Below are 25,948 nucleotides of genomic sequence, written 5' to 3' on the forward strand. Positions count from 1 at the left end.
GATCTTGACCTAGTGCCAGCGGCAAGCGGTGATCGTTCCGAAAGCGCCCATCGTGCTTGCGCCGAACGATGCTTGCGCCACCAGGTAATAAGTAGCGCTTGCGGAGATATTGATAAGCTGCATAGGAACGGACACTCCAAAGCCGCCCGCAGTGGCAAAAATAGTGGCGTTACCTGCTGGGGTTACAACGCTATTCGCCAACGTGGCGCTGGTAGGCGAAGCCCCGCCGCCGTAATAAAGAACCGTCGTTGTGGCGGTTCCTGTAAACCCGGTAAATCCGTAGACGAACCAGTCCCCCGCAGTAAGCGGAATACTGATGACGTTCGCCGCTGTTCCAGAAGTAAGCGAAACAGGCGACCCGGCTGTGACAATGCCTTGAATGCACTGCCCAACCACTCCGGCCGCAGCGTTGGCGCCGCTGGTAATGCCGTTGATTGTCGGTGTGCTGATTGTCGGGTTTGTACCGAAGACCGCGCTACCTGTACCCGTTTCATCCGATAGCACTCCAGCCAACTGCGCCGATGTCGTTGCGGCGAACTGCGCGAGCGTGCCGGTTGTAATCGCCGAATTCGTGACGCAGTTAAACCCGGTCCCGCTCGTGTACTGAAGCGCGCTATTTGCGGTGCTGCAGCTCGGCATCGCGACGGCAGTGGGTGATGCTGCCGAACCAGTGACGTTCGCCAGTACCGTATTCGCGGCCTGCGCGGCGAGCGACGTTGCGGTGACATTGCCCCATGCCGGCGCGGTCGTCGGCCCGGTTGAGACGACCGCCTGCCCGCTCGTCGAGCCTAGCGGATTCAGCAACTGGACAGGGTTGAGCGTCGTGCCAAAAGAAGCCAGCGCGTACAGCGCCAGCGATAGGGAGAGAAGTAGTTTTTTCATAGTGAGCCACCGCCTAGTGTGTTTGCCAACGTGCCTGTCCCAGTGCCCTGGTTAAGCACGTTCGTGGTGTTGGTTGTGTACTGGTTGGATTGGATGTTGACGCGCACCGACGCTGCGGTAAGTTGAATCGCGATGGTCAGTCCGGTGAAGACGTTCCCGCTGATGACGCCGCCGATACCGCCATCGGGGTTCTGACAGACAACCCCGATCTGGTTGCTCATGTATGTGCCGTCAAACGCGTTGCCGACCAGGCTGAACGAGTTGTAGCTCTGCAGGAACACGCAGGTTTTGCCCGCCGAGTCGGCAATGAACAGGCATCCCGAAATGAGCGTGTTATCGAAGTGGGTACCGGTGACAATATCGTAGGTGCCGCAGTTGAACTGGCAGCCCCACACGCACAGCTGATCGCCGCCCGCGGTGCCGACCGGTGTTGTAAAACCGTAGTTGCAGCCCGTGAAATTGCAGCTATTGAGGGTGACACCTTGCACGCCGCCTTGCGCCGTGATGCCAGTGCCAAGGTAGTTGAACGTGCAATTGATGAAGTTGAAGACGCACGAATTCGCGGTAGCTGCGCCGTCGATCTCAACACCGGTTCCCGCCGTGGAGTAACCGCCAGACGTTGGCGCGGCGCCTGTGAAGAGACACGAGTCGACATTCAGGTTTGAGAGCCGGGTCGTGTGAATAGCAAACGACCAGAGATTCCCGCTGTTGACCGCGTAGCCGTCCGAGCCGCGGAACGTGACGCGGGTCACGTCGCTCGGCGCGGTATTCGCCGGTCCCGACACCAACGTCGAATTCTGGAAGATCGACAGCGCCTGCGACAGCCCGATGTTCCCGGTGGTCATCGACAGGTCGCGAATGTGGAACGACTGGTACGGCGTTGGGCAATTGATGATCAGACCGCCCGCACCGTTCGGCCAATACAGTTCGGTGATGTCCTGCCCTTCGCCCACGATGCTGATCGACGCACCGACGGTGTTCGCCACTGTGAGTGTGGCGCCCGCCGTGAACTTCCACTTACCTGGGCCAATCTTGATTGCGATCCTTGTCGCGGACGTCAACGCAGCCGCGGCGAGCAGTGCGGTCAGCGCCGCATCGTTCGCGGTAACGCCATCGCCGACACCGCCGTAAGACGTGAGGTTGAACACGGCGTACGGAAGGATAGGCGGGGCGCTGAGCGTCAACTTGCCGTGGACAATCGCGTCCTGAAGGTCGAACGCCGAACCGGTCGGTGCTTGTCCGGCCGCATTGAGCCAGCCATTCAATGCGGCGTTGGCCTCGACCCCGTAGCCAAGCGTGGTGTCGAGCCAGTGCTGCCCCGGATAGGTCGGCGTTGGTCGCGCACTTGTCGGCCCAAACTGCGGATTCATTTGCGCGGGACCGACCGAACCGTTGGCCGGCACGTTCAGCGACAGCACGGTGCCGATGTGTACGGCCACTTCCTGTGTGCCAGCCGGGATGCCCGACTTGAACGTCAGCACCGTCCCGTTCAGCGTCTGCACCTGTGAACGGCTCTGGTACGTGCCGTCGAAGAAAACCCACATGTTCGTGAGCGAGCCAGGCGCGCGACTCAGATTCAACACGGACGTCGAACCGTTGGCCGCAAAGTCGGTGCCGACTTCGAACAGGTCGACGTGCATATCGCCAGCGCCGATCGACGACGTAATCGGTAGTGTCGTGACATTTCCAGACGAGTCGAAGCCCAGGATCGTGCCGGCACGTGCTGCCGCTGGCGGCAAAACCGGCGCGGTGTTTTCGGCTTCGGTGACTACGATCGCGCGCCCGGCGATTTCGGCAACCTGCTGGATCTGGATGGTCGCGCGGTCGACCATATCCTCGATCGTCTGCGGGTAAAAGCCGCCGCCGTTCGTAATGTTGGTTTCCTGATCGAGTGGAAGATCACCCAGTACGACTAGCGCATAGCCTGTCTGCAGGGTCACCCCGGTGATCGGATACGTGATCGTGCCCCCCGGTGTGCTTGTCTGATTGACGTTGAGCACAACGGAATAGTCAGAGTCGAGCGTGAGCGTCGTCGAAGCGCCTGTCGGGCTGACGAGAATCAGCTTGATGTCCGACTTCGTGAAAATCTTGAAAGCGAAAGGAAACGCGGTGACGATTCCATTGCCCGCGAACGGTCCCGCTTTGCGCGTTGTACTGGAAACAGTCATGGGGCGCGCGTCCTTTACAGTTTTCCGCGCGCGCGTTGCGAGCGGGCGAGATGGGCGAGCTTGACGACGATCGCTGGATCGTTGCCGAGACGAGATTCATCGAGAAACCGAGCTAGACGCGGGTCGCGCAGCACCATCTGTTGCGCAGCTTTCAACGCTTGCGTGGCGTCCTGGCCGAACTCGCGATTCAATGCGCCGATCGCGTCGTTGGTGTTAGCCGCGTCGCGTTCCGGTGACACGGGTTCGGTGGAGAATTGGCTGGCGGCGTCGACGAGCTGCTGTGCGTCGTCTGTCGAGGCGCCGATATCTGCAAGCCATTCGCGCGTCTCGCGCGCAACTACTGCCTTAAGAGCCGGGTCGCCTTCCGCGTTTTCCATCGCGGTTTCGATCTGCACGCCGCTATAGGTTTTTTCAGGTGTGTACAGACGTCGTTCGGCGTCAGCTTCACGCATCGCCTTGATGTTGTCGGGCACTTCGGCTTTGGGCAGTTCGCCGGGCGCCTTCCACAGCCCGTGCTGTTCGAACGATTCTTTGCGTGCGGCGTCGGCCTTGTCAGCCGCGGTGCGCTCGTTGATCGCTGCGCCACGTTCAAGCTGTGTCGCGCGTGCGGCTTCAGCGGGGTCAGTAGCCGCGGCTGGCGTCTCGCTGGTTGTCGAGGCGGCGGGAGTGCTGGCGCCACCGAACAGGCGGTCGGCGATACCCTGCATGTCGATGTCACTCACCGCTGCCGCCTTGCGTGTCGATCACGTTGCAGCTTCGGTGCCAGTTATCCAACGTGCACACGACGCTGTCGGCAGCGCGTTGCGCGGCTTCGCGAACCGTGCCTGGGTGGTGGAGCAACATGCTGCCCGCGGCTTGTGTGTGGAAGTCGATAAAAGCGTTCAGCGGGATCGGCCCTTCGGCTGGGCCGATTGCGTAGGAGTCGAGCGGCCCACACACGCCTGCGCGTCGAAGCGCCTGCGCGAACGCGGCCGGCACATCGCACGCTGAATCAAGCTGTCCAGCGACCGCGCTCAGTTGCAGCAGGCGGTTGTCGTACACGTTCGCTGGCATCTGATCCGCGTCAACCGCGCCGACGCTCGCGAGGCTAAGTTCTCGTCGTGCGGTTTCGGTGTACTGATGCCACTCCGTGAGCGCGGCGCGTAGTGTTTCGAGGGCCTTGTCGACCTTCGCACCTGACTGCACGCGGGCAACAACAGCGCTCTGCATGCGGTCGCGCGCTGCGATCATCTCGGTGCGATGGGATGCTAGAACTTCGGCCGCGTCAGCGTCGCCCGCATCGCCGAGTGCTTCTTCCATCGAAGCGATTACGCCCGCGATCTGCTTACATGCGTCGATGGCGGCTGACAAGCGTGCGTGTGCGGCTTCGTCCTTCGGTGCTTTGCCCACCGCGGTGAGCGCCGCAGTACGCTCTGCAGTCGCGCGATCAAGTTCGCCGTTCAGTTCGCCGATGCGTGACTTGAGGATGGTAGTTCGCTTCACGGTTTGGACTCCTGTGTTCATGGAGCCCATTGTCATCGGCGAATCCGCGAGGCGTAACCCCTAGTGACATTTGAAGCCAGGTGTTACCTGACAAGCCTGCACCACTCGCCGCGAAACTCGATATCCGACAGCGTGGCGCCGAGCAGGGGGTTAATTTCGCGTATGGCTTCCGCCGCGCGCTTCAGTCGTTTGATCCGCGCGCTGCGTTCGAGATGACTGAGCGTATGTATCCATATCCCCGGTTGGTTCCAGATCCGCCACAACGCGCGGTTGGCGCTTGTGTCGGGCACCGCGACGCCGTCGAAGTTCAACAGATGCATGGTGTAGCCCTCAGTGTAGGTTTCGCCTTACTACGTGCCGCGGGCTAGGCCGCGATTGGGTGTAACGCCGATTGCATATGAGTGTTAGCCGTTGCCTGACGTGAAGCGGCTTGTCGTCGCCCGCCTTTCGATTCGTTTCGCGTGCCCCCGCGCGTGTACGTGAAGCACGCGAAACGCTTTTGCGATTTTCAGCGTTGTTCGCGGTTTTGTGTCTGAGTTGCGCAAAAACAACCGCGTTCGTTTAGGACTGCCTGGACCCACCGCCCCCACCTTGCACCCCTGTTTCGGAAACTTCCCCGGAACACCCTATATATGGCGCGCGTTAAAGCAAGTAAAAAAGGTGGGGGCGGTGGGGGCAACTCTCGGAAACCCAAGCCCATACTGGATTCCGCTGGAACCACCTCGCAGTTTTCAGGTGGAGGCAAGGTGGGGGCGGTGGGGGCATTAAGTCAAATCGCCGCCTTGCGAGCGCCCGTACACCCACGCCTTGCGCCCATTTATGCGAATTTGTGCGCGCTCATATCCGTACTTTTTGAGAATTGCCGCAATTCGCATGGAATCGCCGGGCCGGATGGTCTTCGCTTCGAAACGCAGCGCACCAATAAGCACCTCGTCAGTCCGCAAAAAATCACGCGCAGATGGCATGCCACTACCGAAGCCCTCGTCTTCGTGCATCCAGGCAAGCACCGTCGGTTCCCACTCGTCCTGCAGCTTGAACTCGTCGTGCTCGGCTGCGGCGAGACGTTGAGCGTCGCGCCACGCAATGCCGTGTTGTTGGAAAGCAACGGCCGCTTCAGCCCAAAGCTGATCGCGGTCCCGTTCGATAGCCGACGGGTCGCACTTCGTGACTCGCACAGGGAGCCAACGTCGTTCACCCGTGTCGTCGCTTAAGAACTGGTCCTTGTTCGTGGTGCCGATGAACAGATGCCGCCGATGAAACTCGACCATGTTGTTGCGGTACAGATCGCGGAAAAGCTCCGTCTGCCGGGTAATGAACGCCTTCACGCCTTCAACGTCACGCGCCGACATGCCGCGCAGCTCGCCCAGTTCGATCACCAGCCGGCCACGCATCTTGCGGGATGCCTCGACGTCGCGCTCGGCAAAGCCAAGCTCACAGAACAGTTCAGGTGCGGGCGCAATCGCCTTCACACCTTGGGTCTTGCCGATGCCCTGCGGCCCGACCAGCGTGGGCACCATGTCGGCCTGAATGCCGGGGCTGAGTGCGCGGCCGGCGAGCGCCGTCCACATATAGCGCGACACGGCCCGTGTATACGGCGTGTCGTCCGCGCCGAAGCGGTCCATCAGGAAGCACTCGGTACGCGGCACGCCATCCCAGCGCAGAGCACCGATCCATTCGATTGCCGAGTCGTACTGGTTTTCAAAAGCGACTTTATAGAAAGCGTCGCGCACGAGATCCTTGCCGAGCTTGAGGAAATCGCGCGCTTCGAGTCGCATCTGCAGTTCGGTGATGTCTTCGTCGGTCGCGACGCGCCCGTCGATCATGTTCTGAGCGCGGAACTCGTCGCGGGCGATGTGCGCGCCGCACTCAAAAGGGAACCGCAAAGCCTTCACCACGTTGCCGACAAGCGCGAGAACCTTGCCGTTGCTATCCCGCTGGTAGACCGGTCTTGGGTTCGGCTCTGCCGGCAGCTTGTCGAAATCATTCTCGATCTCGACAAGCTCAAGCGCTGCCACCGCTTCGGGCGCATAGTGCCGAGCGGCCGCGATCAAAGTCCGCACGCTTATGCCGCCTTCGCGCGGGGTGATTGACGCCCATTTGTACTCAAGATTATCCATCTTGAAAATAGCAGCGCGGCCAAACATATCAGCGGCAATCGCCAAACCCTCGTCGCTCCCATCGGTCGCGCGATGCACTGCCGTCATCAACTCAAAATAGCTTCGACCCTCCGGCCCGTCCTCATACGTCAGTTCATCGTCGCCGCTGTTCGGGATCAGATCGCAATATGCCTTGACCCGCGCGAGATCCATCGTCAGGCCGTCGACTGATACTGGACGTGGCGCCGGGCGCTCCAGGACGGGCACGGGCGCCGACGCTACCCAATCGCGACGCAGTGCCCATTCGCGCGGCATCGGCTCCGTATCCAGGTCGTCGAGATCAAGCGGCAGGGACTTGCCCCCTAGCGGGAGCACGAACATATTTCCGCAATCGGCGCAGAAATCGTTCTTGGGGAAAACCTCAACAAAGCCAGCGGCAATGCCGCCGCTGGCACCGTTCTTCAGGTCGTTCGACTCAAGCACTTCGAACATGAGCTGGCGCACGCTGTACGCGTGCTGGGGGGTATCCCACACAAAAATCAGGTGGACGCCACGACCGCCCGACGACCGGAACCCGTGCGCGACCAGGCCGCGCGATGCCGCTGTGAGCGCGACGCGTTGCGCGGTATCGAACATCGCAACCCATGGCGTTGCGCCCCCGTGGCTGTCGAAATCGAGCACCGCAACCCGCGTGGTTTCGCTGCCTTCCGCCATCGGGTACAAACCGACAGGTTCACCCCCATGAAAGTGCGCAAGCAACGCGGCGTCGGTGAGCGGTTTGCGCCTGCACTTCGGCCCATCTGCTGTTTTCGCGGCGTGGATATCCGCGCGCAGGCGTTGGCGCAACGGCGCAATCCATTCCACGTAAGCGGAAGCGTCAATCGTTAGACATAGATTGACAGGACTACTTATTTGATTTAGCATTCTCTCATCCTTTAGCTTTGCTTCGGCCCTGTTCCGTTCGTTCGGATCGGGGCTTTTTCTTTTCTTAAATCCCGTCGAAGAATCTCTTCTTCGCAGCCAGAAGCCGCAGCCGTTCCTGCGCCGATTGCAGCCGGCCATCGCCGTACGCGATGACGCCGCTCGGGTATTCGATCGCGAACCAGTGTGGAATCTCGGCCGTCGCACCGATCGCAATAACGTCGAAGTAGTATTCAACGCGCCCGGTCGCGATCTCTGTTTTCTTCATGCGCTGCAACTGCCATCCGATCAGCGGCTCGCAAACCAGATCCGGCTCGGCTTCGGCCAGCAAGGTACTCGGCGCATCGAGATCGTGGCATTCAAGCCAGACGATAGCCCCCTGCGTCTCAAGCTTCGCTTCGGGAGGCCCGTCTTCGACAATATCGAACACGATGCGCGGCGCCGGCTTTTTGGCCTTGTCGATCGCGAGCTTTGCAGAATGGTCGGCGTTCATGGTGCGGGCGGCGCGAATGAAGTCGTCGTTGTTCATTGTCTTTTAATCCCACATTGCAAGCGGTGAAACAAAGCGCTCAAGCCGCTTCACGTCTTCGAGCAGTTGCGGCACCGCGCCTACGATCTCAGCGAGAACCGGCCGCGCCTGTGTCATAGATGTTTCAACGGACATCTTGGGCAGGCATTTGTCGACGCGTGCGAGCAACGCAGCGAGGCGCATCTGCAGATCGCCTATCAGCGCAATGCCGCTGGGATATGGTCCGAGTCGGAAGTTATCAACAGCCTTGATCGTGCGCACCAGAAGCGCTCGCGGCGTATCGAGCACGTCTTCGGGCAGGCCGTCGTCGAGAGCTGCGTCAATCGCGGCAGCTTCGGTCTTGATGAGTAGCGATTGGATGCTGGCGGTCGGACTCATGCGACACCGCCTCGCGCTGCGAAAGCGCGGCTATCTGGGCCAGACAACCCGGTTAGCTCATGGCGCGGCAGTGCGTCGAGGTACGCATGAATTTCGCGAACACGCCAGGCGTTCGTAAAGGCGTTGAGCTTGAGCGGCCGGGGAAATGCAGGGTCCCGTCGCAGCTGGTCATAGATCCACTGCCGCGAGCAGTTACCGAGCAAGACGCGCAGATCGGCCAGGCCAATCAACTCAGGCTCAACGGGGGGCTTAGTATCACGCTTCATGGGCTTGTCCACGTTTGGTTAAAACATGCCCAAGTTTCGACGCTTAATACAGAAGTATGCGTACCCCTTAACGCTGGCGTGCGATCTTCAGACTGCAGCTTGCACTGCGGCGGCCACGCTAGACACGGTCAACGCAGCGAGGTGATCAGCCCACTTTTGAAGCCACTCGCGGGCCTCGCCGTCGTACGCGTGGCGGTCATAGATCGCCGCAATGGAGCCGTCTGTGTGGTTCAGGATGCGATCCTGTACAACGCGCGGGCACCCCAGACGGGCTAGTCCCGTTGCAGCGCTCCGACGTAGGTCGTGTGTCGTCCATCCTGCTGCGAGCGGATCTGCAGCCGCTGTGTCGCCTGTTGCCTGGCGCGCGGTGTATTGCGCGAGGCCAACAGCCTTTTGCGCGATGTGGTGCCCTTTCCGCTTCGGACTTGCAAAGACGAAGTCTTTGTCCAGCTCGCGCCGGTATTGCAACAGTTCGAGCGCCTGACGTGACAGCATCACAAGGTGTGGCTCGCCCGTCTTGCTGTCATGCTGTTGCCATGTCGCGCGCTCGAAGTCGATGTCGCGCCAACGCGCCGCCACAATTTCGCCGCTGCGCGTGGCCGTCAGTAGAGACAATTGCAGCACGTCGCGCACGGCTTGCGAATAAGGGCTATGCGGCAACCAGCGCAGAAACGTCGCCAGTTCGCCGTCCGGCAGCGCGCGCTTACGACGCACCTGGGCGGCGCCCTTGATACCAATTGTCGGCGAGACATGATCGTCAGGTAAGCGCCCCTGCTCAAGCCCATGCGCGTAGGCACAACGGATTCGACTTAGGAGCTGGGTAGCCACGCGCGGCGCGCGCGCCATCGTCGGGCGGATCACTTCGTCCTGCAGCTCGCGCCGCGTGAGCGCTGCGGCCGAACGTGCGCCGAGTTTCGGCAGCAGTTCACGCCGCAAGATCCGTTCGCCCTCGCTGCCCCGCTTTTGTTTGCCAAGATCCTCGGCAATGTAGTGCTCGACGAGATCGGCCACGGTGTAACTTGATACCCGCACCGCTTCCCGAGCCCGCCTGCTTTCAGCCCGCGTTTTGCGTTTCTCGATCTGCGGGTCGACACCCTGCTCGCGGTCCAATTTTTTCTTTTGCAACGCACTTCTCGCTGCAGCCAAGGTCATAGCACCGAACTCACCGAGCTTGATTTGCCGCAACGCACCGTCCGATGCGCGGTATCGATAAAAGAAAACGCGCGACGACGCGTTGCAGCGCACCCGCAAACCGGGGTGGTCCGGGTCGCTCAATTCGACGCCCGGCGTCATAGCGGCGATAATCGCCGGAGTAAGTGCGCCGGGGCCGGCACGCTTCGGTGTAGGTTTGGTCATCGTTTTCGCTCCGCAATAGTGAAACGATACCGAGACCTATACCGAAGGTCCAGCTTTTTACCGCACAAATTGGACAAAAACGTACACTGATCGCGAGCTTTTGAATTGTCTGAAACCCCTGTCAGGACTAGCCTTACACCCGATACAGCCCCAACCAGAAAGGGAGTGAGCGACGTGGAAGTCGCACAACACACGCCAATGATGCAGCAGTATCTCCGCATCAAGGCGGATCATCCGGGCACGCTGGTGTTCTACCGGATGGGCGACTTCTACGAGCTCTTTTTCGAAGACGCGGAAAAGGCCGCGCGTCTGCTCGATTTAACACTTACGCAGCGCGGCGCCTCGGCGGGCAATCCGATCAAGATGGCGGGCGTGCCGCATCACGCCGTCGAACAGTATCTGGCCAAGCTGGTAAAGCTCGGCGAATCCGTCGCGATTTGCGAACAGATCGGCGACCCGGCTACGTCGAAAGGGCCCGTCGAGCGCAAAGTGATGCGCGTGGTCACGCCGGGCACCTTGACGGACGCCGCCCTCCTGTCCGACAAGAGCGACGTCTACCTGATGGCGCTGTGCGTCGGGCATAACCGCCGCGGCGTTGCAACGAGTGTCGGGCTCGCGTGGTTGAATCTGGCGAGCGGCGCACTGCGCCTCGCCGAAGTGGCGCCCGATCAGGTGGCTGCCGCGCTCGAACGGATTCGTCCCGCGGAAATTCTGGTGGCCGATGCGCCCGCCGACTCCGCGAGCTGGACCCCGCCCGTCAACGCCGGCGCCCTCACCCGCGTGCCGGTCTGGCACTTCGATATCACCTCGGGCACGCAGCGTCTGTGCGATCAGCTGGAAGTGGCCGGCCTCGACGGCTTCGGCGCGCATTCGCTGAGCGCGGCATGCGGCGCGGCCGGTGCGTTGCTGCTGTATGCCGCGGCCACGCAAGGCCAGCAATTGCGTCACGTGCGCAGCCTGAAGGTCGAGTACGAGTCCGAATATATCGGGCTCGACCCCGCCACACGCCGCAATCTTGAACTCACGGAAACACTGCGCGGCACCGAATCGCCCACGCTGTGTTCACTGCTCGACACCTGCTGCACGACGATGGGCAGCCGTCTGCTGCGTCATTGGCTGCATCATCCGCCGCGCGAGGCCGCTGTGGCGCAAGCGCGTCAGCAGGCCATCGGCGCATTGCTCGACGCGCCGCTGGGTGCAGGCGTCGATTCGTTACGAGGCGCGTTGCGGCAGATCTCCGACATCGAGCGGATCACCGGGCGTCTCGCGTTGCTGTCGGCACGGCCCCGCGATCTGTCGAGCCTGCGCGATACGTTTATCGCCTTGCCCGAGTTGCGCACGCAACTCGCGGCGGTTTCGTCCAATGCGGATTCGCTGGCGCGCATCGACGCGTCGCTGGAACCGCCGCAAGCGTGCGTCGAACTGCTCAGGCGTGCGGTCGCGCAGGAGCCAGCCGCGATGGTGCGCGACGGCGGCGTGATCGCCCGCGGTTACGATGCGGAACTCGACGAGTTACGAGATATTTCGGAGAACTGCGGGCAGTTCCTGATCGACCTCGAAACGCGCGAACGCGCGCGCACCGGCATCGGCAATCTGCGTGTCGAGTACAACAAGGTGCATGGCTTTTATATCGAAGTCACGCGCGGCCAGACTGACAAGGTGCCGGACGACTACCGCCGCCGTCAGACGCTGAAAAACGCCGAACGTTACATCACGCCGGAGCTGAAGACGTTCGAAGACAAGGCGCTGTCCGCGCAGGAACGCGCGCTGGCCCGCGAACGCTCGCTTTACGACGCGTTGCTGCAAGCGCTGTTGCCTTTTATCCCGGACTGCCAGCGGGTCGCGGCGGCACTCGCCGAACTCGATCTGCTGGCTGCCTTCGCTGAACGCGCCCGCGCGCTCGATTGGGTCGCGCCGACGTTTTCGCCGGATACCGGCATCGAAATCGAACAGGGCCGGCATCCGGTTGTCGAGGCGCAGGTCGAGCAATTCATCGCTAACGACTGCACGCTCACACCCGAGCGCAAACTGTTGCTGATCACCGGCCCGAACATGGGCGGTAAATCGACCTTCATGCGGCAGACCGCGCTGATCGCGTTGCTGGCATACGTCGGTAGCTATGTGCCCGCACGCCGCGCGGCATTCGGTCCGATTGATCGCATTTTCACGCGAATCGGTGCAGCGGACGATCTGGCCGGCGGCCGCTCGACCTTCATGGTGGAGATGACCGAAGCTGCAGCGATCCTGAACGACGCAACGCCGCAAAGTCTCGTGCTGATGGACGAGATCGGGCGCGGCACGTCGACGTTCGACGGCCTCGCGCTGGCGTGGGCCATCGCGCGGCACCTGCTCTCGCACAACGGCTGTCATACGCTGTTCGCCACCCACTACTTCGAGTTGACGCAGTTGCCCGCCGAGTTTCCACACGCGGCCAATGTGCACTTGTCGGCTGTCGAGCATGGGCACGGCATCGTGTTTCTGCATGCGGTCAGCGAAGGGCCGGCGAATCAGAGCTATGGTTTGCAGGTCGCGCAACTGGCGGGTGTGCCGAACGCGGTGATTCGCGCGGCCCGCAAGCATCTCGCGCATCTCGAACAGCAATCGGCGGCGCAACCCGCTCCGCAACTCGATCTGTTCGCCGCGCCCATGCCCATGCTGGTCGAAGACGCCGACGACGAACCCAGTGACAAGCAGAAAGCAGCAGCGGCGTCGCCGGCCATGCAGGCACTCGTCGAGCGTCTGCGCGCAATCGATCCCAACGATCTGCGGCCACGCGAAGCGCTCGATCTGCTGTATGAACTGCACGACCTGGCCGCCGCGCCGGATGCAGATCATTGACGCACACAGGCCCTCGCAGCGCCCGCGCAAAATTTGCGCGGCGCTGACCAACGCCCTCACGCTGACGGGCAGCCTTGCGTCTTTAATGTCGCTTGTAGTGCTCGTGGTGACTGCCCCGCTCGCGCACGCCGAAGCGCCGCGCTTTGCCTTCGCGGTCATCGCCAGCACGATGCAAAGCCCCGCCGACGAAGCCCCCACACAACGTCTGATCGATGCAATCGGCCACGACCGCGACGTATCGTTCGTCGTCTACGACGGTAATCTGAAGGGCGCGAAAGAAGCCTGCCGCGATGCGCTATACGAACGGCGCCACGCGCTGCTCGAAACGTCGCGGCCCGCCCTCTTCTTCATTCCAGGCCAGCACGACTGGGCCGACTGCGGCACGGCTGAGGCCGGCGGCTTCGATCCGGTCGAGCGGCTCGATCAACTCCGCCAGACCCTCTTCACCGACTCCACTTCGATGGGTCAGAACCCGATCGCATTGACGCGCGAGAGCGAAGTGTCGCGTTTTCGTCCATTCCGGGAGAACGTGCGCTGGCAAGTCGGCGATACCGTGTTTGTTGGTCTGAATGCTCCGAGCCCGAACAATCACTATCTGACCGCGGGCGGCCGCAATGGCGAGTTCGAAGATCGCGTGATCGCCAATGCGTTCTGGCTCGAACACGCCGGCGAATATGCGAAACGCCGCGACGCGCACGCGATTGTCGTGTTCATTCAGGGCGACCCCGATCCGGAGCGCTACGAACGGCCCGACCGTTTCGCATGGCTGCGCTTTGCGCGGAACACGCGTCGCGACGGCTTTCTGGAATTCAAACGCAGCCTCGTCAAACTCGCACAGATTTTTCGCGGACCGGTGCTGGTGATTCATTGCGACGACGAACGCGCGAGCGCCGGCTTCGTGATCGATCAGCCGCTACGCAATGACAAGGGGATGCTGGTGACGAACCTCACGCGTGTCGCGCTTGCGCCGCATGATCGTCTTAACCAGTGGATTCAGATTGAAGCGGATCTCGGCAAGAAACCGCCGTTCCGCGTGAGTGTGCGCGACGTGCCGAAGCAAATGCCGATGCCGACAGCGTCGCCAGCGCCGCAGCGCGAAGAGCCGGCCGCTTCGATGCCGGCCGTGCCGGCGTTAGGCCCCGCTTCCGAGTTGCCGCCGTTGTTGCAGACACCTGGGCAGCAGCAACCCGACTCACAGCAACACGAACCGGCAGATGACGGCAACGGCGAATATGGGCCCGCCATGTCTGGCCCGCCCGCCTCGACCGTTTTGCCGCACGCACCGGGTGCGCCTTCAGGCGCTCCCGGCACGCCCGCAAGCTCAGTGCAGCGTGGGCCCTGACTTGTCGTCTTCGGCTTCGTCGTCATCGTCATCGAGGACTTCGAGGCCGTCGGCACCGTGCGCGTGTTCGTGCTGGATTTCGTCTTCCGTAGCCGGACGCACGTCCTTGACGGTGAGCGCAAAACGCAGCGCCATGCCGGCGAGCGGATGGTTGCCGTCGAGCACGACTTTGTCTTCCGCCACGTCGGTCACCACGTAGACGAGCGAATCGAGATCCTCATCGCCTTCTTCCGGCGTGCCTTCGAATTGCATGCCGACTTCGAGCGGTTCCGGGAAGCGATCGCGCGGCTCGATCTTCACGAGATCGGGGTCGTACTCGCCGAACGCGTCTTGCGGCTCGAGCTGGATCTGGGTCTCGAAGCCGGCCTCGTGGCCGTCGAGCTCTTCCTCGATCTTGGGGAACGTGCCATCATAGCCGCCGTGCAGATAGACCATCGGCTCGTCGCTTTCTTCAATCAGATTGCCCTGCGCATCCGATAGCTTATAAGCGACCGACACGACGGTGTTCTTTGCGATTTTCATTCGATTCTCCAGAATACAACTCACATTATACGATGCCCAAGCGGCCCACTGACCACCCGGCCGATGCAGCTTCGGCACGGAATTCTTCACCGGCTTCAAAGCCGGCTCGCCCTATTCTCCCGCCCTCGCCCAACACGCCCACGCCCTTGCTCGGCAATCTGACACCGTCGCAATTCATGCGCCGGTACTGGCAGAAGAAGCCGCTGTTGATCCGCCAGGCGATCCCGAACGTAGAGGCGCCGCTGTCGCGCGAGGAGTTTTTCGAGCTGGCCGATCAGGACGAAGTCGAAGCGCGTCTGATCACGCACTTTCGCAACAAATGGCAACTGGAGCACGGCCCGTTCGCACCGGATGAACTGCCGTCGCTCAAGCAGCGCGCCTGGACCTTGCTCGTGCAAGGCGTGGATCTTTACGACGATCGCGCGCGGGCCTTGCTCGACCGCTTCCGCTTCGTGCCGGACGCGCGTCTGGACGACCTGATGATTTCCTATGCGAGCGATGGCGGCGGCGTCGGCCCCCACTTCGATTCCTACGATGTGTTTCTTTTGCAAGTAAAAGGCAAGCGGCGGTGGCGGATCAGTGCGCAGAAAAATCTGACACTCCAGCCGGGTTTGCCGTTGAAAGTTTTACAGCATTTCGAGGCGGAAGAGGAATGGCTGCTTGAGCCGGGTGACATGCTGTACCTGCCGCCGCATATCGCGCATGACGGTGTCGCCGAAGGCGAATGCATGACCTGCTCGATCGGTTTTCGCGCCCCGTCCGCGGGCGAGTTGACCGCGCAGTTCCTCTATCATCTGGCTGAACGCGGCGACTCCGCCGCGCGGCCCGATGCGCTTTATCGCGACCCGCAACAAGCCGCGGTAGACCGTCCGGCAGAGCTGCCCGCTGCATTGATAGAACGGGTTGGTTCGATCCTTGCTGGCGTTAAGTGGAGTGAGCAGGACATTGCGTCGTTCCTTGGCACGTACCTCAGCGAACCGAAGCCGAGCGTCGTGTTTGATCCGCCGCAACGACCGCTTAATGAAGCCCGTTTCATCAGTCAGGCATCCAAGGCTGGCATTCGACTGGACCGCAAGACTAATTTGTTGTACAACCGCCGTTTTTTCTTCCTAAATGGAGAGGAAACGCCGTTTAATGGGGCCAAAAAGTGGTTGATTGACCTCGCTGACCGTCGGTGTCTGAGTGCGAAACGCTTTGTAACACTCTCAGACGATTCGTCGGTGACAGCACTGCTTCACGAGTGGTATTGTGCGGGCTGGATACAAGTGGGCGAGCTTGCGTAACTCTGCCCGCCTGTTATACCGTACTGTGAAATTTTGTATGAGAAAGACAACGTATTGACCCCGGATTTATGGATTGTCAGTACGAAAGTGCATATAATTTCCGCCCAAGCCGTAGGGAAGATTCTAGCTCGTCAAAAGAGCGTCTCCACCAACGGCCCAGGTCGATGTTGGAGCACATTACCGGTATTATTTTGCGCTGTTGCTTACCTTTAACCATAAAAGGACGTGATCATGAAGAAATCCCTCCTCGTAGCATCCCTGTTGGCAGCTGTGGCACTGGCTGCATGCAACAAGAGCAACGATCAAGCCGCTGCCCCGGCTAGCGACGCAGCTGCTGCTTCGGCACCGGCTGCTGCAGCTTCGGATTCGGCTGCTGCTGCATCGGGTGCGGCTGCTGCTGCGAGCGACGCTGCTGCTTCGGCTACGACCGCTGCTTCGGACGCAGGCGCTGCTGCTTCGGCTGCTGCTCCGGCTTCGGGCGCAAGCCAGTAAGCTGTCGCATAGGGTTCGCCTCTGGGCGAAAACTGCTTCAGGAAATCGAGGTGATTTCCTGAAGCAGTAAAGCAAAACGCCACGGATTCAAATCCGTGGCGTTTTGTCATTTAAGCGCCGTTTTTTACAACGGTATTCACTTAATCACCTGCTATTCAGCCGGCGGCGCGTTCTCTTCGAAGAATTCGCGCACGACTTCGATCTCACGTGTGCGTTTAAATGGCGGCAGGCTCTGCCATATACGGCGCCCATACGGTTTGTCGACGAGACGGGTGTCGCAGATCATCAGCACGCCGCGATCGGTCTCAGCGCGAATCAGACGGCCTGCGCCCTGCTTGAGGGTAATCACGGCCTGCGGCAGCTGATGGACCGCGAACGGGCTCAATCCCTTCTTCGTTAGCGCATCGAGACGTGCCGACAGCACCGGGTCATCAGGTGGTGCAAACGGCAGCTTGTCGATCACGACCAGCGAGAGCGCATCGCCACGCACATCCACGCCTTCCCAGAAGCTCTGGCTGCCCACCAGAATCGCATTGCCGTACGCACGGAAGCGGTCGAGCAACTCGGTGCGGCTCGCGTCACCCTGCACGAGCAGCGGATAGTCCCAGCCACGTGCTTCAATGGTGTCGCGCAATTTGGCCGAGATGCGGTCCACCGCGCGCAACGTCGTGCACAACATGAATACGCCACCGCCCGATGCTTCGATCGCGGGCAATGCCGCGTCGAACACGGCGTCGGTGAACATCGGCGATGAAGGCTGCGGCAAATTGCGCGGCACGTACAGAAGCCCTTGCGTCGGATAGTCGAAGGGGCTCGGCAGTGTCATCGAGCGTTTTGCGTTCAGGCCCATCTGCGCCGCGTAGTGCGTGAAGTCGCCCCGCACCGACAATGTCGCCGACGTGAAGATCCACGCGCGCGGTACGCCGGCGCGCTGCTTCGCGAAGATCGGCGCGACCGACAGCGGCGTTTCGTGCAACTGCACCGTATGCGCGAAGACTTCGATCCAGCGCACCTTTTCGTTTGGATCGGTGCGTTCGGCCTTGGCGTCCGCCGCGGCGGGGTCAGCTGCTGCGCGTTCGGTCTCGGTGGGTGGCGTGGTCCAGCCTGCGAGCACGCCTTGCAGCTCGCGTGCGCGGCGCAGGCATGCCCCGATCGATTCGGCTCGCTCGGCCTGACCGGACAACGCGGACGTCAGTGCGTCGAGCTCGGCTTCCAGCGTTTCGAGCGCGGGGAATAACGGATGATCGTCGGGCAACTGACCGATCGACAAGCGCACCGAGTCTTCCTTGAAAGCGAGCCGCACGTCACGCGCCGCGCGTTCGAGTGTCGAGCCGAGCTTCACCCAGTCGACAGACTCACGCGCATGACCCAAGCCCTCCGCCACGGAATCGCGCGCGAGTTCGAGAAATTGCGTGGTGGAAAGCGTCTCGCCGAAAAACAGCGTCGCGGTTTCCGGCAGTTGATGCGCTTCGTCGAAGATGACGGTGTTCGCCGTAGGCAGCAATTCGGCCATGCCGGTATCGCGCAACATGATGTCCGCGAAAAACAGATGGTGATTGACCACCACGATGTCGGCCTGCTGTGCCTCGCGGCGCGCCTGCATCACAAAGCACTCCTTGTAATGCGGGCACTCCTGGCCAAGACAGTTCTCACGCGTGGACGTGACCATGGACCACACTGCCGCCGTTTCCGGCACGCTCGCGAGTTCGGCCTTGTCGCCAGTGCGCGTGATCTTGGCGAAGCGAATGATGTCCTGCAGATACGAGGTTTCCTGGCGCGACGGCAGACGGCCGTTATCCGCAGTGCGCTGCAAGTAGTAATGGCACAGGTAGTTCGCGCGGCCCTTGAGCATTGCCACCGATACCGGCACGGCAAGCGCGTCGCGCACGGTCGGAATGTCGCGCTGAAAGAGCTGATCCTGCAAATGCTTGGTGCCGGTGGAGACGATCACCTTGCCGCCCCACAACATGGCCGGCACGAGATACGCATAGGTCTTGCCGGTGCCGGTGCCCGCTTCCACGATCAGCGTGTTTTCGCTGCCGTCGAGACCATTCGATTCGTCGTTTTCAGAGGCAACAGCGGCAGCATCCGCGCCTGGCGATTGCAAACGCCGCGCCGGACGCTTTTGCGCCTCGAACATCGCGGGCTCGGGCATCGCGCGGCCCGACGCTTCCATAGCCGCCGCGACGGCGCGCGACATCTCGATCTGCGACGCGCGCGAACGATAGCCGTCGATCTGACGGGCGAGCAGGCCATTGTCGGCGAAGATATCGTCCAGTTCAGCGACGCGGCGTGGATTCAACGACGCGGAGAGCGCAGACGCGGGAGGACGCGGCTCCGGCGTGCCGGCCACCGGAGCGTCGTCGTCCGCCGTGGCGCGTGGTGAAGTTTCAAGCGGTGAATTCAAGGCAAGCGTTTCCTGCAAAGTCCGGCGCGCGCGGCGCGACCCGGCACCTGCCAGGGCGCGAACTCAGGCGCGTGCGTCCGGTTCGAGCTGCAATTGCAGCAAGATGATGGTGTCCTTGACTTTGAGTTTGCGCTTTTTCAGGCGCTGCAACTCGAAGTCGTCGATGCCGGGCTCTTCCGACATTCGGTCAATCAAGCGATCGAGCCCACTATGCTCCGATTCCAATTGCAGAATACGGTCGCGCAATGTGTCCGCGGTGATGACGTGATGTTGATCGCGCATGCTCGCCTCCGCTCGTAAGCGGCACGGGCTGCGTATGCAGCCCGATGCCTGAGGTTGCTGTCCGGCTTAAAACGCGTTACGGCGACTACTGCCTGGTACTACCCTACCAGAACCCGCTACAGCACACCTACTGTTGTTCCTGCTGCTGCTTTTGCTGTTCTTCAAGTTGCTGTTGCTCTTTCAACTGGTCCTGACGTTTCTGCTCGGCTTTCTCGGCCGCCTGCTTCTGACGAGCTTCGACGTCGGCTTTGTGCTGCGCCGCATCGGCCTGCTTCTTCTCGAAGGTCTGCTGCTTCTCCACCCGCTCCTGCGCCTTTTGCGCACCCTGCTGACGCGCTTCGTCGAGCTTGCGCTGGAAGTCGCTCTGCTTCTGATCGTATGCCTGACTGTTGGCTGCGGCCTGCGACGGACTGATGCCGCGCTGCGCCTGATCCAGCGCGTGCTGTTGTTGCTTCTGCTGATAGGCTTGCGCGTTGGCGCTGCGTTGCGGCGCCTCGGCCGCGCGCTGCGCCTGGTCAAGCTGGTGCTGGCGCTGCTTGTCTTCGTAGGCCTGGGCGTTACGCGCGTCGTCAGCGGCGCGCTGCGGTGCGCTGGCTTCGTCCTGGGCGCGTTTGAGCGCTGCCTGCTCGTCACGCTGGCGGGCGTGCTGGACACGCTGTTCGCCGTCGAGCGCGAGCTGTTCCTTGCGAATGTCGGCCTGCACCGAACGCATGCTGTCGCGCGCCTCGTTCAGGCAGTGGTTGACAAAGAACTTACTGTAGCAATCGTGTTCGGCGACCGCGTAACGGTAGTTGTTTTCCTCCGTGCGCTGATCGAGGACTTTCTGCCGCGCGTCGAATGCGCTGTCCTGCGATACAGCGTTATCGGCATTGTCCGCGCCAGTGGCGTTCAGGGTGCTCGTTGTGTCCGCCGCACTCGCTGCCCGCACGCCCGAAGAGGCTGCCGGCGCCAGGCTGCTGGCGGCCACGAGCGGCGCTGCGGACTGCGCTACGGCCGGCGCGGACACCGCCAGCGAAGCTGCCATGACGCACGACGCGCACGAAGCGAAAAACATCCCACTGGACGGAAGCGCTGACCTGAACAGGAACCGCAACGCCGACGTGAGCGATGTAAGCGGCGAGCGCGACAAACGCGGCGTCAGAAAAAGCGGCAATTGTGACAAGCGAGAGACCAAGCGGGAGTCCAGGCGGTTGAGGGACAAGGAGGTTGGCAACGTCGTAAATGGTCAACGGAACATGCCCGAAATTCTATCACCCTGCGGTTGAGCCCTTTTGCATTTATGGCAAAATGCCCCGCTCCAGCAACCTGGTCGCAGCGCGCACGCCCAGCGTGCACCGGCGTGCCCGACGTGGGCCCGGCGTGTGCCTGGCATGTGCCGCCACCGCGCGACCTTTGATTGAGCAGCAGGAACACCAAGACCTTATGACGGAAACCGTAGCACTCAAGATCGTACAGCGCATCGCCGCCGAACTGTCCGTCCAGCCGCGCCAGGTCGCGGCCGCGGTGCAACTTCTCGACGAAGGAGCGACTGTTCCGTTCATCGCCCGCTACCGGAAGGAAGTGACCGACAATCTCGACGACACGCAACTGCGCAATCTCGAGGAACGCCTGCTATACCTGCGCGAGCTGGAAGACCGGCGCGCCACGATCATCGCGAGCATCGACGAACAGGGCAAGCTCACCGACGAACTGCGCGCCGCGATCGAAGGCGCCGACAGCAAACAGGTGCTGGAAGACCTGTATCTCCCGTATAAGCCGAAGCGCCGCACGCGCGCGCAGATCGCCCGCGAAGCCGGTCTGCAGCCGCTTGCGGACGCTCTGCTGGCCAATCCCCTGCTCGACCCGCAAACCGAAGCCGCCGCCTACGTGGACGCCGAGAAAGGCGTCGCCGACATCAAGGCAGCGCTCGACGGCGCGCGCGACATCCTGTCCGAACAGTTCGGCGAAACCGCGGATCTGCTCGGCAAGCTGCGTGACTACCTGTTCAACCAGGGCGTGGTGTCGTCGAAAGTGGTCGAGGGCAAGGAAAACGCGGAAGAAGAAAAATTCCGCGATTACTACGATTATGCGGAAACCATCCGGACCGTCCCGTCGCATCGCGCGCTGGCCCTGTTCCGCGGCCGCAATGCGGGCGTGCTGATGGTCAAGCTGGGTCTCGGCGAAGAACTCGACGCGCAGGTGCCGCATCCGGGCGAAGCGTTGATCGCTCGCCACTTCGGCATCGCCAATCAGAACCGCCCGGGCGACAAGTGGCTCGCCGACGTGTGCCGCTGGTGCTGGCGCGTGAAGGTGCAGCCGCATATCGAAAACGAACTGCTGACCAATCTGCGCGACGAAGCCGAACACGAAGCGATTCGCGTGTTCGCGCGCAACCTGAAAGACTTGCTGCTCGCCGCGCCCGCCGGACCGAAGGCCGTGATCGGCCTCGATCCGGGCATGCGCACCGGCGTGAAAGTCGCGGTGGTCGACCGGACTGGCAAGGTGCTCGCCACCGACGTGATTTATCCCCACGAGCCGCGCCGCGACTGGGATGGCTCGATTGCGAAACTGGCGCGCATCTGCGCACAGACGCAGGCTGAGTTGATCAGTATTGGCAACGGCACGGCGTCGCGGGAAACGGACAAGCTTGCGAGCGAGCTGATCGCGCGTCATCCAGAGTTCAAGCTGCAGAAGATCGTCGTCTCAGAAGCCGGTGCGTCGGTGTACTCGGCCTCCGAACTCGCGGCGAAGGAATTCCCGGACATGGACGTGTCGTTGCGCGGCGCCGTGTCGATCGCGCGCCGTCTGCAGGATCCGCTTGCGGAGTTGGTGAAGATCGAACCGAAGGCAATCGGCGTCGGCCAATACCAGCATGACGTGAATCAGCGCGAACTAGCCCGTTCGCTCGACGCGGTGGTCGAGGATTGCGTGAACGCGGTCGGCGTGGATGCCAATACGGCGTCGGTCGCGTTGCTCGCGCGCGTATCGGGTCTGAACGCGACGCTGGCTCGCAACATCGTCGACTATCGCGATGCAAACGGCCCGTTCCCGTCGCGCGAACATCTGCGCAAGGTGCCGCGTCTGGGCGACAAGACCTTCGAACAGGCCGCCGGTTTCCTGCGCATCAACAACGGCGAGAACCCGCTCGACCGTTCATCGGTTCACCCGGAAGCGTATCCCGTTGTGGAACGCATGCTCGCGAAGATCAGCAAGCATGTCGGCGAAGTGCTCGGCAATCGCGACGCGCTGCGTGGACTCTCGCCGGCGGAATTCGTCGACGAACGTTTCGGCCTGCCGACCGTGCGTGACATTCTGCTGGAACTCGAAAAGCCGGGCCGCGACCCGCGCCCCGAGTTCAAGACCGCCACCTTCCGTGAAGGCGTCGAGAAGGTCAGCGATCTGATGCCGGGCATGGTGCTTGAAGGCGTCGTGACGAACGTGGCGGCCTTCGGTGCGTTCGTCGACATCGGCGTGCATCAGGACGGTCTGGTGCACGTGTCGGCCATGTCGACGAAGTTCATCAAAGACCCGCACGAAGTGGTCAAGGCCGGCCAGATTGTCAAGGTAAAGGTGCTGGAAGTCGACGTGAAGCGCCAGCGTATCGCGCTGACCATGCGTCTGGACGACGAGTTCGGCGCGGCAGCCGCGCAGCGCAGCGGTGGCAACGCCCAGCAGGACCGTGGCGGTTCCAGCCGCTCGGGTGGCGGCAGTGGCCGCGGCGCGCAGCAACAGCGCTCGCGTGAGCCTGAAACAGGCGGCGCAATGGCCGCGGCATTCGCCAAGCTCAAACAGAAGTAAGCGGGTTTGTCAGCGTGTGATTCGCTCACGCACTGACATCCACGATGACTGAGCAGAAAAAAAGCCCACGCAATTGTGTGGGCTTTTTATCTCTTATCGCTTGCCGCGCCTTCGTATGCAAGGCGCGTCCGGACCTCGATCCGTCGCGTCAGATCTCGATCTTCGTCCCTAACTCCACCACCCGGTTGGCCGGAATGCTGAAGAAGTCGGTCGGCTTGGCGGCGTTCTGATGCATCCACGCGAACACACGTTCGCGCCACACCGACATGCCAGGCAATTGCGTTGGCACCACCGTTTCACGGGCGAGGAAGAACGACGTATCCATCAACTCGAAGGTCATGTCGTGCGTGCGGCCGACTTCGAGCAACACAGCCTTCACGTCAGGCGTTTCGTTGAAACCGTACGCCGCCTTGACGAGGAACAAGCCGCCGTCGAGATCCTTTACCGTCACGCGCTCCGCATCATTCACATACGGAATATCCAGCGTCACGAAAGTCAGGAAAATCGTGCGCTCGTGCAGCACCTTGTTGTGCTTCAGGTTGTGCAGCAAACTCACCGGCACGAGCGAATCGCTACCCGTCAAATAGATCGCGGTACCCGACACACGATGCGGAGGATGTGCGAGCAGGCCTTGCAGGAACGGCATAAGCGGAATGCCGTCAGCCGCCGTACGCTCCTTGACGATCATCCTGCCCTTGAACCAGGTCATCAACAGGAAGAACAGGAGCGCGCCAATGCCGAGCGGCAGCCAGCCACCTTCCGCGACCTTGAGCAGATTGGCGCCGAAAAAGCCTAAGTCGACCGCCATGAATACGCCGATGATCATCGCCACGAGGAACTTGTTCCAGTTCCACACATTCACCATGACGACGCAGGCCAGGACCGTAGTGATGACCATGGTGGCCGTCACCGCGATACCGTACGCGGCGGCGAGATTATCCGAGCTCTTGAACGCGATCACGATGCACAGAATGATGAACAGCAGCATCCAGTTCACCACCGGCACATAGATCTGGCCGATCGCCAGTTCCGACGTGTGCAGGATCTTCATACGCGGCACGTAGCCGAGCTGGATCGCCTGGCTCGTCAACGAATACGCGCCGGAAATCACCGCCTGCGACGCGATCACCGTCGCCACCGTCGACAGCACCACGAGCGGCAGCAGCGCCCAATCCGGCGCGAGCAGGAAGAACGGGTTTTCGATCGCCTTCGGGTCGTGCATCAGCAGCGCGCCCTGGCCGAAATAGTTCAGCACCAGCGAAGGCATCACGAGGAAGTACCAGGCCATGCGGATCGGCTTCGCACCGAAGTGGCCCATGTCCGCGTAGAGCGCTTCGGCGCCCGTCAGCACCAGCACGACCGAACCAAGCACCACGTAAGCCTGCAACACGTGCGCCGCCATAAAGGTGTAGGCGTAGTACGGGTTCAGTGCGCGGATCACGTTCGGCGACTGCAGGATGTGCCACAGACCGAGCGCGGCGAGCACCACGAACCACAGCACCATGATCGGGCCGAACAGGCGGCCGACCGTGGCCGTTCCGTGCCGCTGAATCCAGAACAGCAGCACGAGGATCACCATCGTGAGCGGCAACACCAGATGAGACAGATTGGGCGCCGCGATCTCAAGCCCTTCCACCGCCGAGATCACCGAAATGGCGGGCGTAATTACCGCGTCACCATAGAACATGCAGGCGCCGAAAATGCCGAGCATCATCAACAGGCCGGCCATTTTCGACTTCTGGTCGAGAGAGCGCAGCGCCAGCGCCATCAGCGCGAGGACGCCGCCTTCGCCGTTGTTGTCGGCGCGCATCACGAACAAGACGTACTTGATGCCGACCACGATCACGATCGCCCAGAACAGCAGCGAGATCACACCCAGAATTGATTGATCAGTCAGCGGAATGCCATGTGACGGGCTGAAAGCTTCCTTCAGCGAGTACAGCGGGCTCGTGCCGATATCGCCGAACACCACTCCGATCGCAGCAATCGCGAGGGAAGGCAGAGGCTGTTTGTGCACGTGATTGTTATCTGTCATAGACGCGAGGAAATCCGTTCCCTGAGCGGAAAAAACGACCGCTATTCTAAACTGCCCGCCTAGCGCCGCCCGGCTTGTTGTGGATACACCACGTGGATGGTCCGCGCAGTGTAGCACTGCGATTTAGGCGCGTCTGCTGCGTCAGACGTTTCGTCGGCGCGGCATGCGCGTTTTGCGAGGTGCCCTTCGCGGGACATACGGCGGACATATAACGCACATAAAAAAACGGAGCCCAATCGGGCTCCGTCTTGCAGACACTGCACGGGATACGACGCGATACACACGACGTCGTAGCGCGCATCACGTGCCCGACGACTCCTGGTCCTGCTGCATGCCGCGTTTGATCCACGCGCCGAGATTATGCGGACGAACCGTGTCCCATTCCTCGAACGGCTGGTGAATCCACGGGTTGGTCGGCAGATACTGCACATGGTAGTCAGGCTTCACTTTCGAGCAGCCCTTGTACCAGAGCACCGCCGAGCGCACCGCGGTGATCGCCGGATAGCGTTCCTTCAGATGCTGCTGCACGCGTGCCAGCGTCACACCCGAATCAACCAGATCGTCGACCAGCAGCACATTGCCGTGCAACTCGCCGCGCGTCATCGTGATGTATTGCGCGATGTCGAGCTCGCCCTGCTCCGTGCCTGCCGCCTCACGATACGAACTGGTGGCGAGAATCGCCAGCGGCAGATCGTAAATACGCGAGAGCTGGTCGCCGACGCGCAAACCGCCGCGCGCGAGGCACAGAATCTTGTCGAACTTCCAGCCCGATTCATGCACCTGCAACGCCAGCAGTTCGATCAGCCGGTGATACTCGTCCCAGCCGACCCACAGGTTCTTGTCGTCATTGCGCGGATCTTTCATCGCAATCATGGGTACACCTTGCACCATG

The 25,948-nt window shown here is 61.7% G+C and carries 20 protein-coding genes; 5 read left to right on the forward strand and 15 right to left on the reverse strand.

What is annotated here, in order from left to right; all coding sequences use genetic code 11:
- Positions 1-9: 9 nt before the first annotated feature.
- The 9 genes from PQQ86_RS11815 to PQQ86_RS11855 form a co-directional block, all read right to left on the reverse strand.
- Positions 10-882 (reverse strand): hypothetical protein, encoded by an 873-nt coding sequence (locus tag PQQ86_RS11815; protein ID WP_408266779.1) that lies wholly within the window; start codon positions 880-882, stop codon positions 10-12.
- Entirely contained in the window at positions 879-3,050 is a 2,172-nt protein-coding gene (locus tag PQQ86_RS11820) for a hypothetical protein (RefSeq protein WP_408266781.1), read from the reverse strand. The genes PQQ86_RS11815 and PQQ86_RS11820 overlap by 4 nt, the downstream gene beginning before the upstream one ends.
- A 14-nt stretch (positions 3,051-3,064) precedes the next feature.
- A complete protein-coding gene (locus PQQ86_RS11825) occupies positions 3,065-3,772 on the reverse strand; it encodes a hypothetical protein (RefSeq protein WP_408266783.1) in 708 nt (235 codons plus the stop codon).
- Positions 3,765-4,532 carry a hypothetical protein gene (locus tag PQQ86_RS11830; RefSeq protein WP_408266785.1) on the reverse strand — a complete coding sequence of 256 codons (768 nt, stop codon included), beginning with the start codon at positions 4,530-4,532 and terminating at the stop codon, positions 3,765-3,767. The genes PQQ86_RS11825 and PQQ86_RS11830 overlap by 8 nt, the downstream gene beginning before the upstream one ends.
- A gap of 83 nt (positions 4,533-4,615) precedes the next feature.
- On the reverse strand, positions 4,616-4,843 hold the full coding sequence (locus PQQ86_RS11835; protein ID WP_408266787.1) for a PDZ domain-containing protein: 228 nt from the start codon (positions 4,841-4,843) through the stop codon (positions 4,616-4,618).
- A 453-nt stretch (positions 4,844-5,296) separates the two neighbouring features.
- On the reverse strand, positions 5,297-7,552 hold the full coding sequence (locus PQQ86_RS11840; protein WP_408266789.1) for a VapE domain-containing protein: 2,256 nt from the start codon (positions 7,550-7,552) through the stop codon (positions 5,297-5,299).
- A 64-nt stretch (positions 7,553-7,616) separates the two neighbouring features.
- On the reverse strand, positions 7,617-8,078 hold the full coding sequence (locus PQQ86_RS11845; protein WP_408266791.1) for a hypothetical protein: 462 nt from the start codon (positions 8,076-8,078) through the stop codon (positions 7,617-7,619).
- A 6-nt stretch (positions 8,079-8,084) separates the two neighbouring features.
- A complete protein-coding gene (locus tag PQQ86_RS11850) occupies positions 8,085-8,456 on the reverse strand; it encodes a hypothetical protein (RefSeq protein ID WP_408266793.1) in 372 nt (123 codons plus the stop codon).
- Between the two features lie 353 nt (positions 8,457-8,809).
- Positions 8,810-10,078 carry a tyrosine-type recombinase/integrase gene (locus PQQ86_RS11855; protein WP_408266795.1) on the reverse strand — a complete coding sequence of 423 codons (1,269 nt, stop codon included), beginning with the start codon at positions 10,076-10,078 and terminating at the stop codon, positions 8,810-8,812.
- Between the two features lie 198 nt (positions 10,079-10,276).
- Here PQQ86_RS11855 and mutS point away from each other — a divergent pair, with 198 nt between their 5' ends.
- The gene (gene mutS / locus PQQ86_RS11860; protein ID WP_408270238.1) at positions 10,277-12,916 is read left to right on the forward strand and encodes a DNA mismatch repair protein MutS; all 2,640 of its coding nucleotides are present in this window, start codon (positions 10,277-10,279) and stop codon (positions 12,914-12,916) included.
- A complete protein-coding gene (locus tag PQQ86_RS11865; RefSeq protein WP_408270240.1) occupies positions 12,903-14,258 on the forward strand; it encodes a hypothetical protein in 1,356 nt (451 codons plus the stop codon). Before mutS ends, PQQ86_RS11865 begins: the two co-directional genes overlap by 14 nt.
- Here the strand turns inward: PQQ86_RS11865 and PQQ86_RS11870 are convergent.
- Positions 14,238-14,780: an FKBP-type peptidyl-prolyl cis-trans isomerase gene (locus tag PQQ86_RS11870; RefSeq protein ID WP_093633511.1), complete on the reverse strand. Its 543-nt coding sequence runs from the start codon at positions 14,778-14,780 to the stop codon at positions 14,238-14,240. The two genes, PQQ86_RS11865 and PQQ86_RS11870, sit on opposite strands and share 21 nt — an antisense overlap.
- 32 nt (positions 14,781-14,812) lie before the next feature.
- Here PQQ86_RS11870 and PQQ86_RS11875 point away from each other — a divergent pair, with 32 nt between their 5' ends.
- The gene (locus PQQ86_RS11875; RefSeq protein WP_408270243.1) at positions 14,813-16,063 is read left to right on the forward strand and encodes a JmjC domain-containing protein; all 1,251 of its coding nucleotides are present in this window, start codon (positions 14,813-14,815) and stop codon (positions 16,061-16,063) included.
- 231 nt (positions 16,064-16,294) lie between these two features.
- Positions 16,295-16,555 (forward strand): hypothetical protein, encoded by a 261-nt coding sequence (locus PQQ86_RS11880; RefSeq protein ID WP_093633513.1) that lies wholly within the window; start codon positions 16,295-16,297, stop codon positions 16,553-16,555.
- A gap of 151 nt (positions 16,556-16,706) precedes the next feature.
- On the opposite strand, the gene yoaA is transcribed toward PQQ86_RS11880, so the two are convergent.
- The 3 genes from yoaA to PQQ86_RS11895 form a co-directional block, all read right to left on the reverse strand.
- Positions 16,707-18,962: a DNA repair helicase YoaA gene (yoaA, locus tag PQQ86_RS11885; protein ID WP_408266797.1), complete on the reverse strand. Its 2,256-nt coding sequence runs from the start codon at positions 18,960-18,962 to the stop codon at positions 16,707-16,709.
- Between the two features lie 63 nt (positions 18,963-19,025).
- Positions 19,026-19,244, reverse strand: a complete 219-nt coding sequence (locus PQQ86_RS11890; RefSeq protein WP_093633515.1) for a DUF465 domain-containing protein — start codon at positions 19,242-19,244, stop codon at positions 19,026-19,028.
- Positions 19,245-19,371: 127 nt separating this feature from the next.
- Positions 19,372-20,298 carry a hypothetical protein gene (locus PQQ86_RS11895; RefSeq protein WP_408266800.1) on the reverse strand — a complete coding sequence of 309 codons (927 nt, stop codon included), beginning with the start codon at positions 20,296-20,298 and terminating at the stop codon, positions 19,372-19,374.
- 368 nt (positions 20,299-20,666) lie between these two features.
- On the opposite strand from PQQ86_RS11895, the gene PQQ86_RS11900 reads away from it, so the two are divergent.
- A complete protein-coding gene (locus PQQ86_RS11900) occupies positions 20,667-23,021 on the forward strand; it encodes a Tex family protein (protein WP_408266802.1) in 2,355 nt (784 codons plus the stop codon).
- Between the two features lie 148 nt (positions 23,022-23,169).
- Here the strand turns inward: PQQ86_RS11900 and PQQ86_RS11905 are convergent, their stop codons facing one another.
- On the reverse strand, positions 23,170-25,056 hold the full coding sequence (locus tag PQQ86_RS11905; protein WP_408266804.1) for a potassium transporter Kup: 1,887 nt from the start codon (positions 25,054-25,056) through the stop codon (positions 23,170-23,172).
- A gap of 300 nt (positions 25,057-25,356) precedes the next feature.
- Positions 25,357-25,947, reverse strand: coding sequence for a phosphoribosyltransferase (locus PQQ86_RS11910; RefSeq protein ID WP_054041857.1), 591 nt, complete (start codon positions 25,945-25,947; stop codon positions 25,357-25,359).
- Position 25,948 lies beyond the last annotated feature (1 nt).

Origin of the sequence: Paraburkholderia sediminicola (assembly GCF_046026675.1) — a bacterium.
In the GTDB taxonomy this organism is placed as follows: Bacteria; Pseudomonadota; Gammaproteobacteria; order Burkholderiales; family Burkholderiaceae; genus Paraburkholderia; species Paraburkholderia sediminicola_F.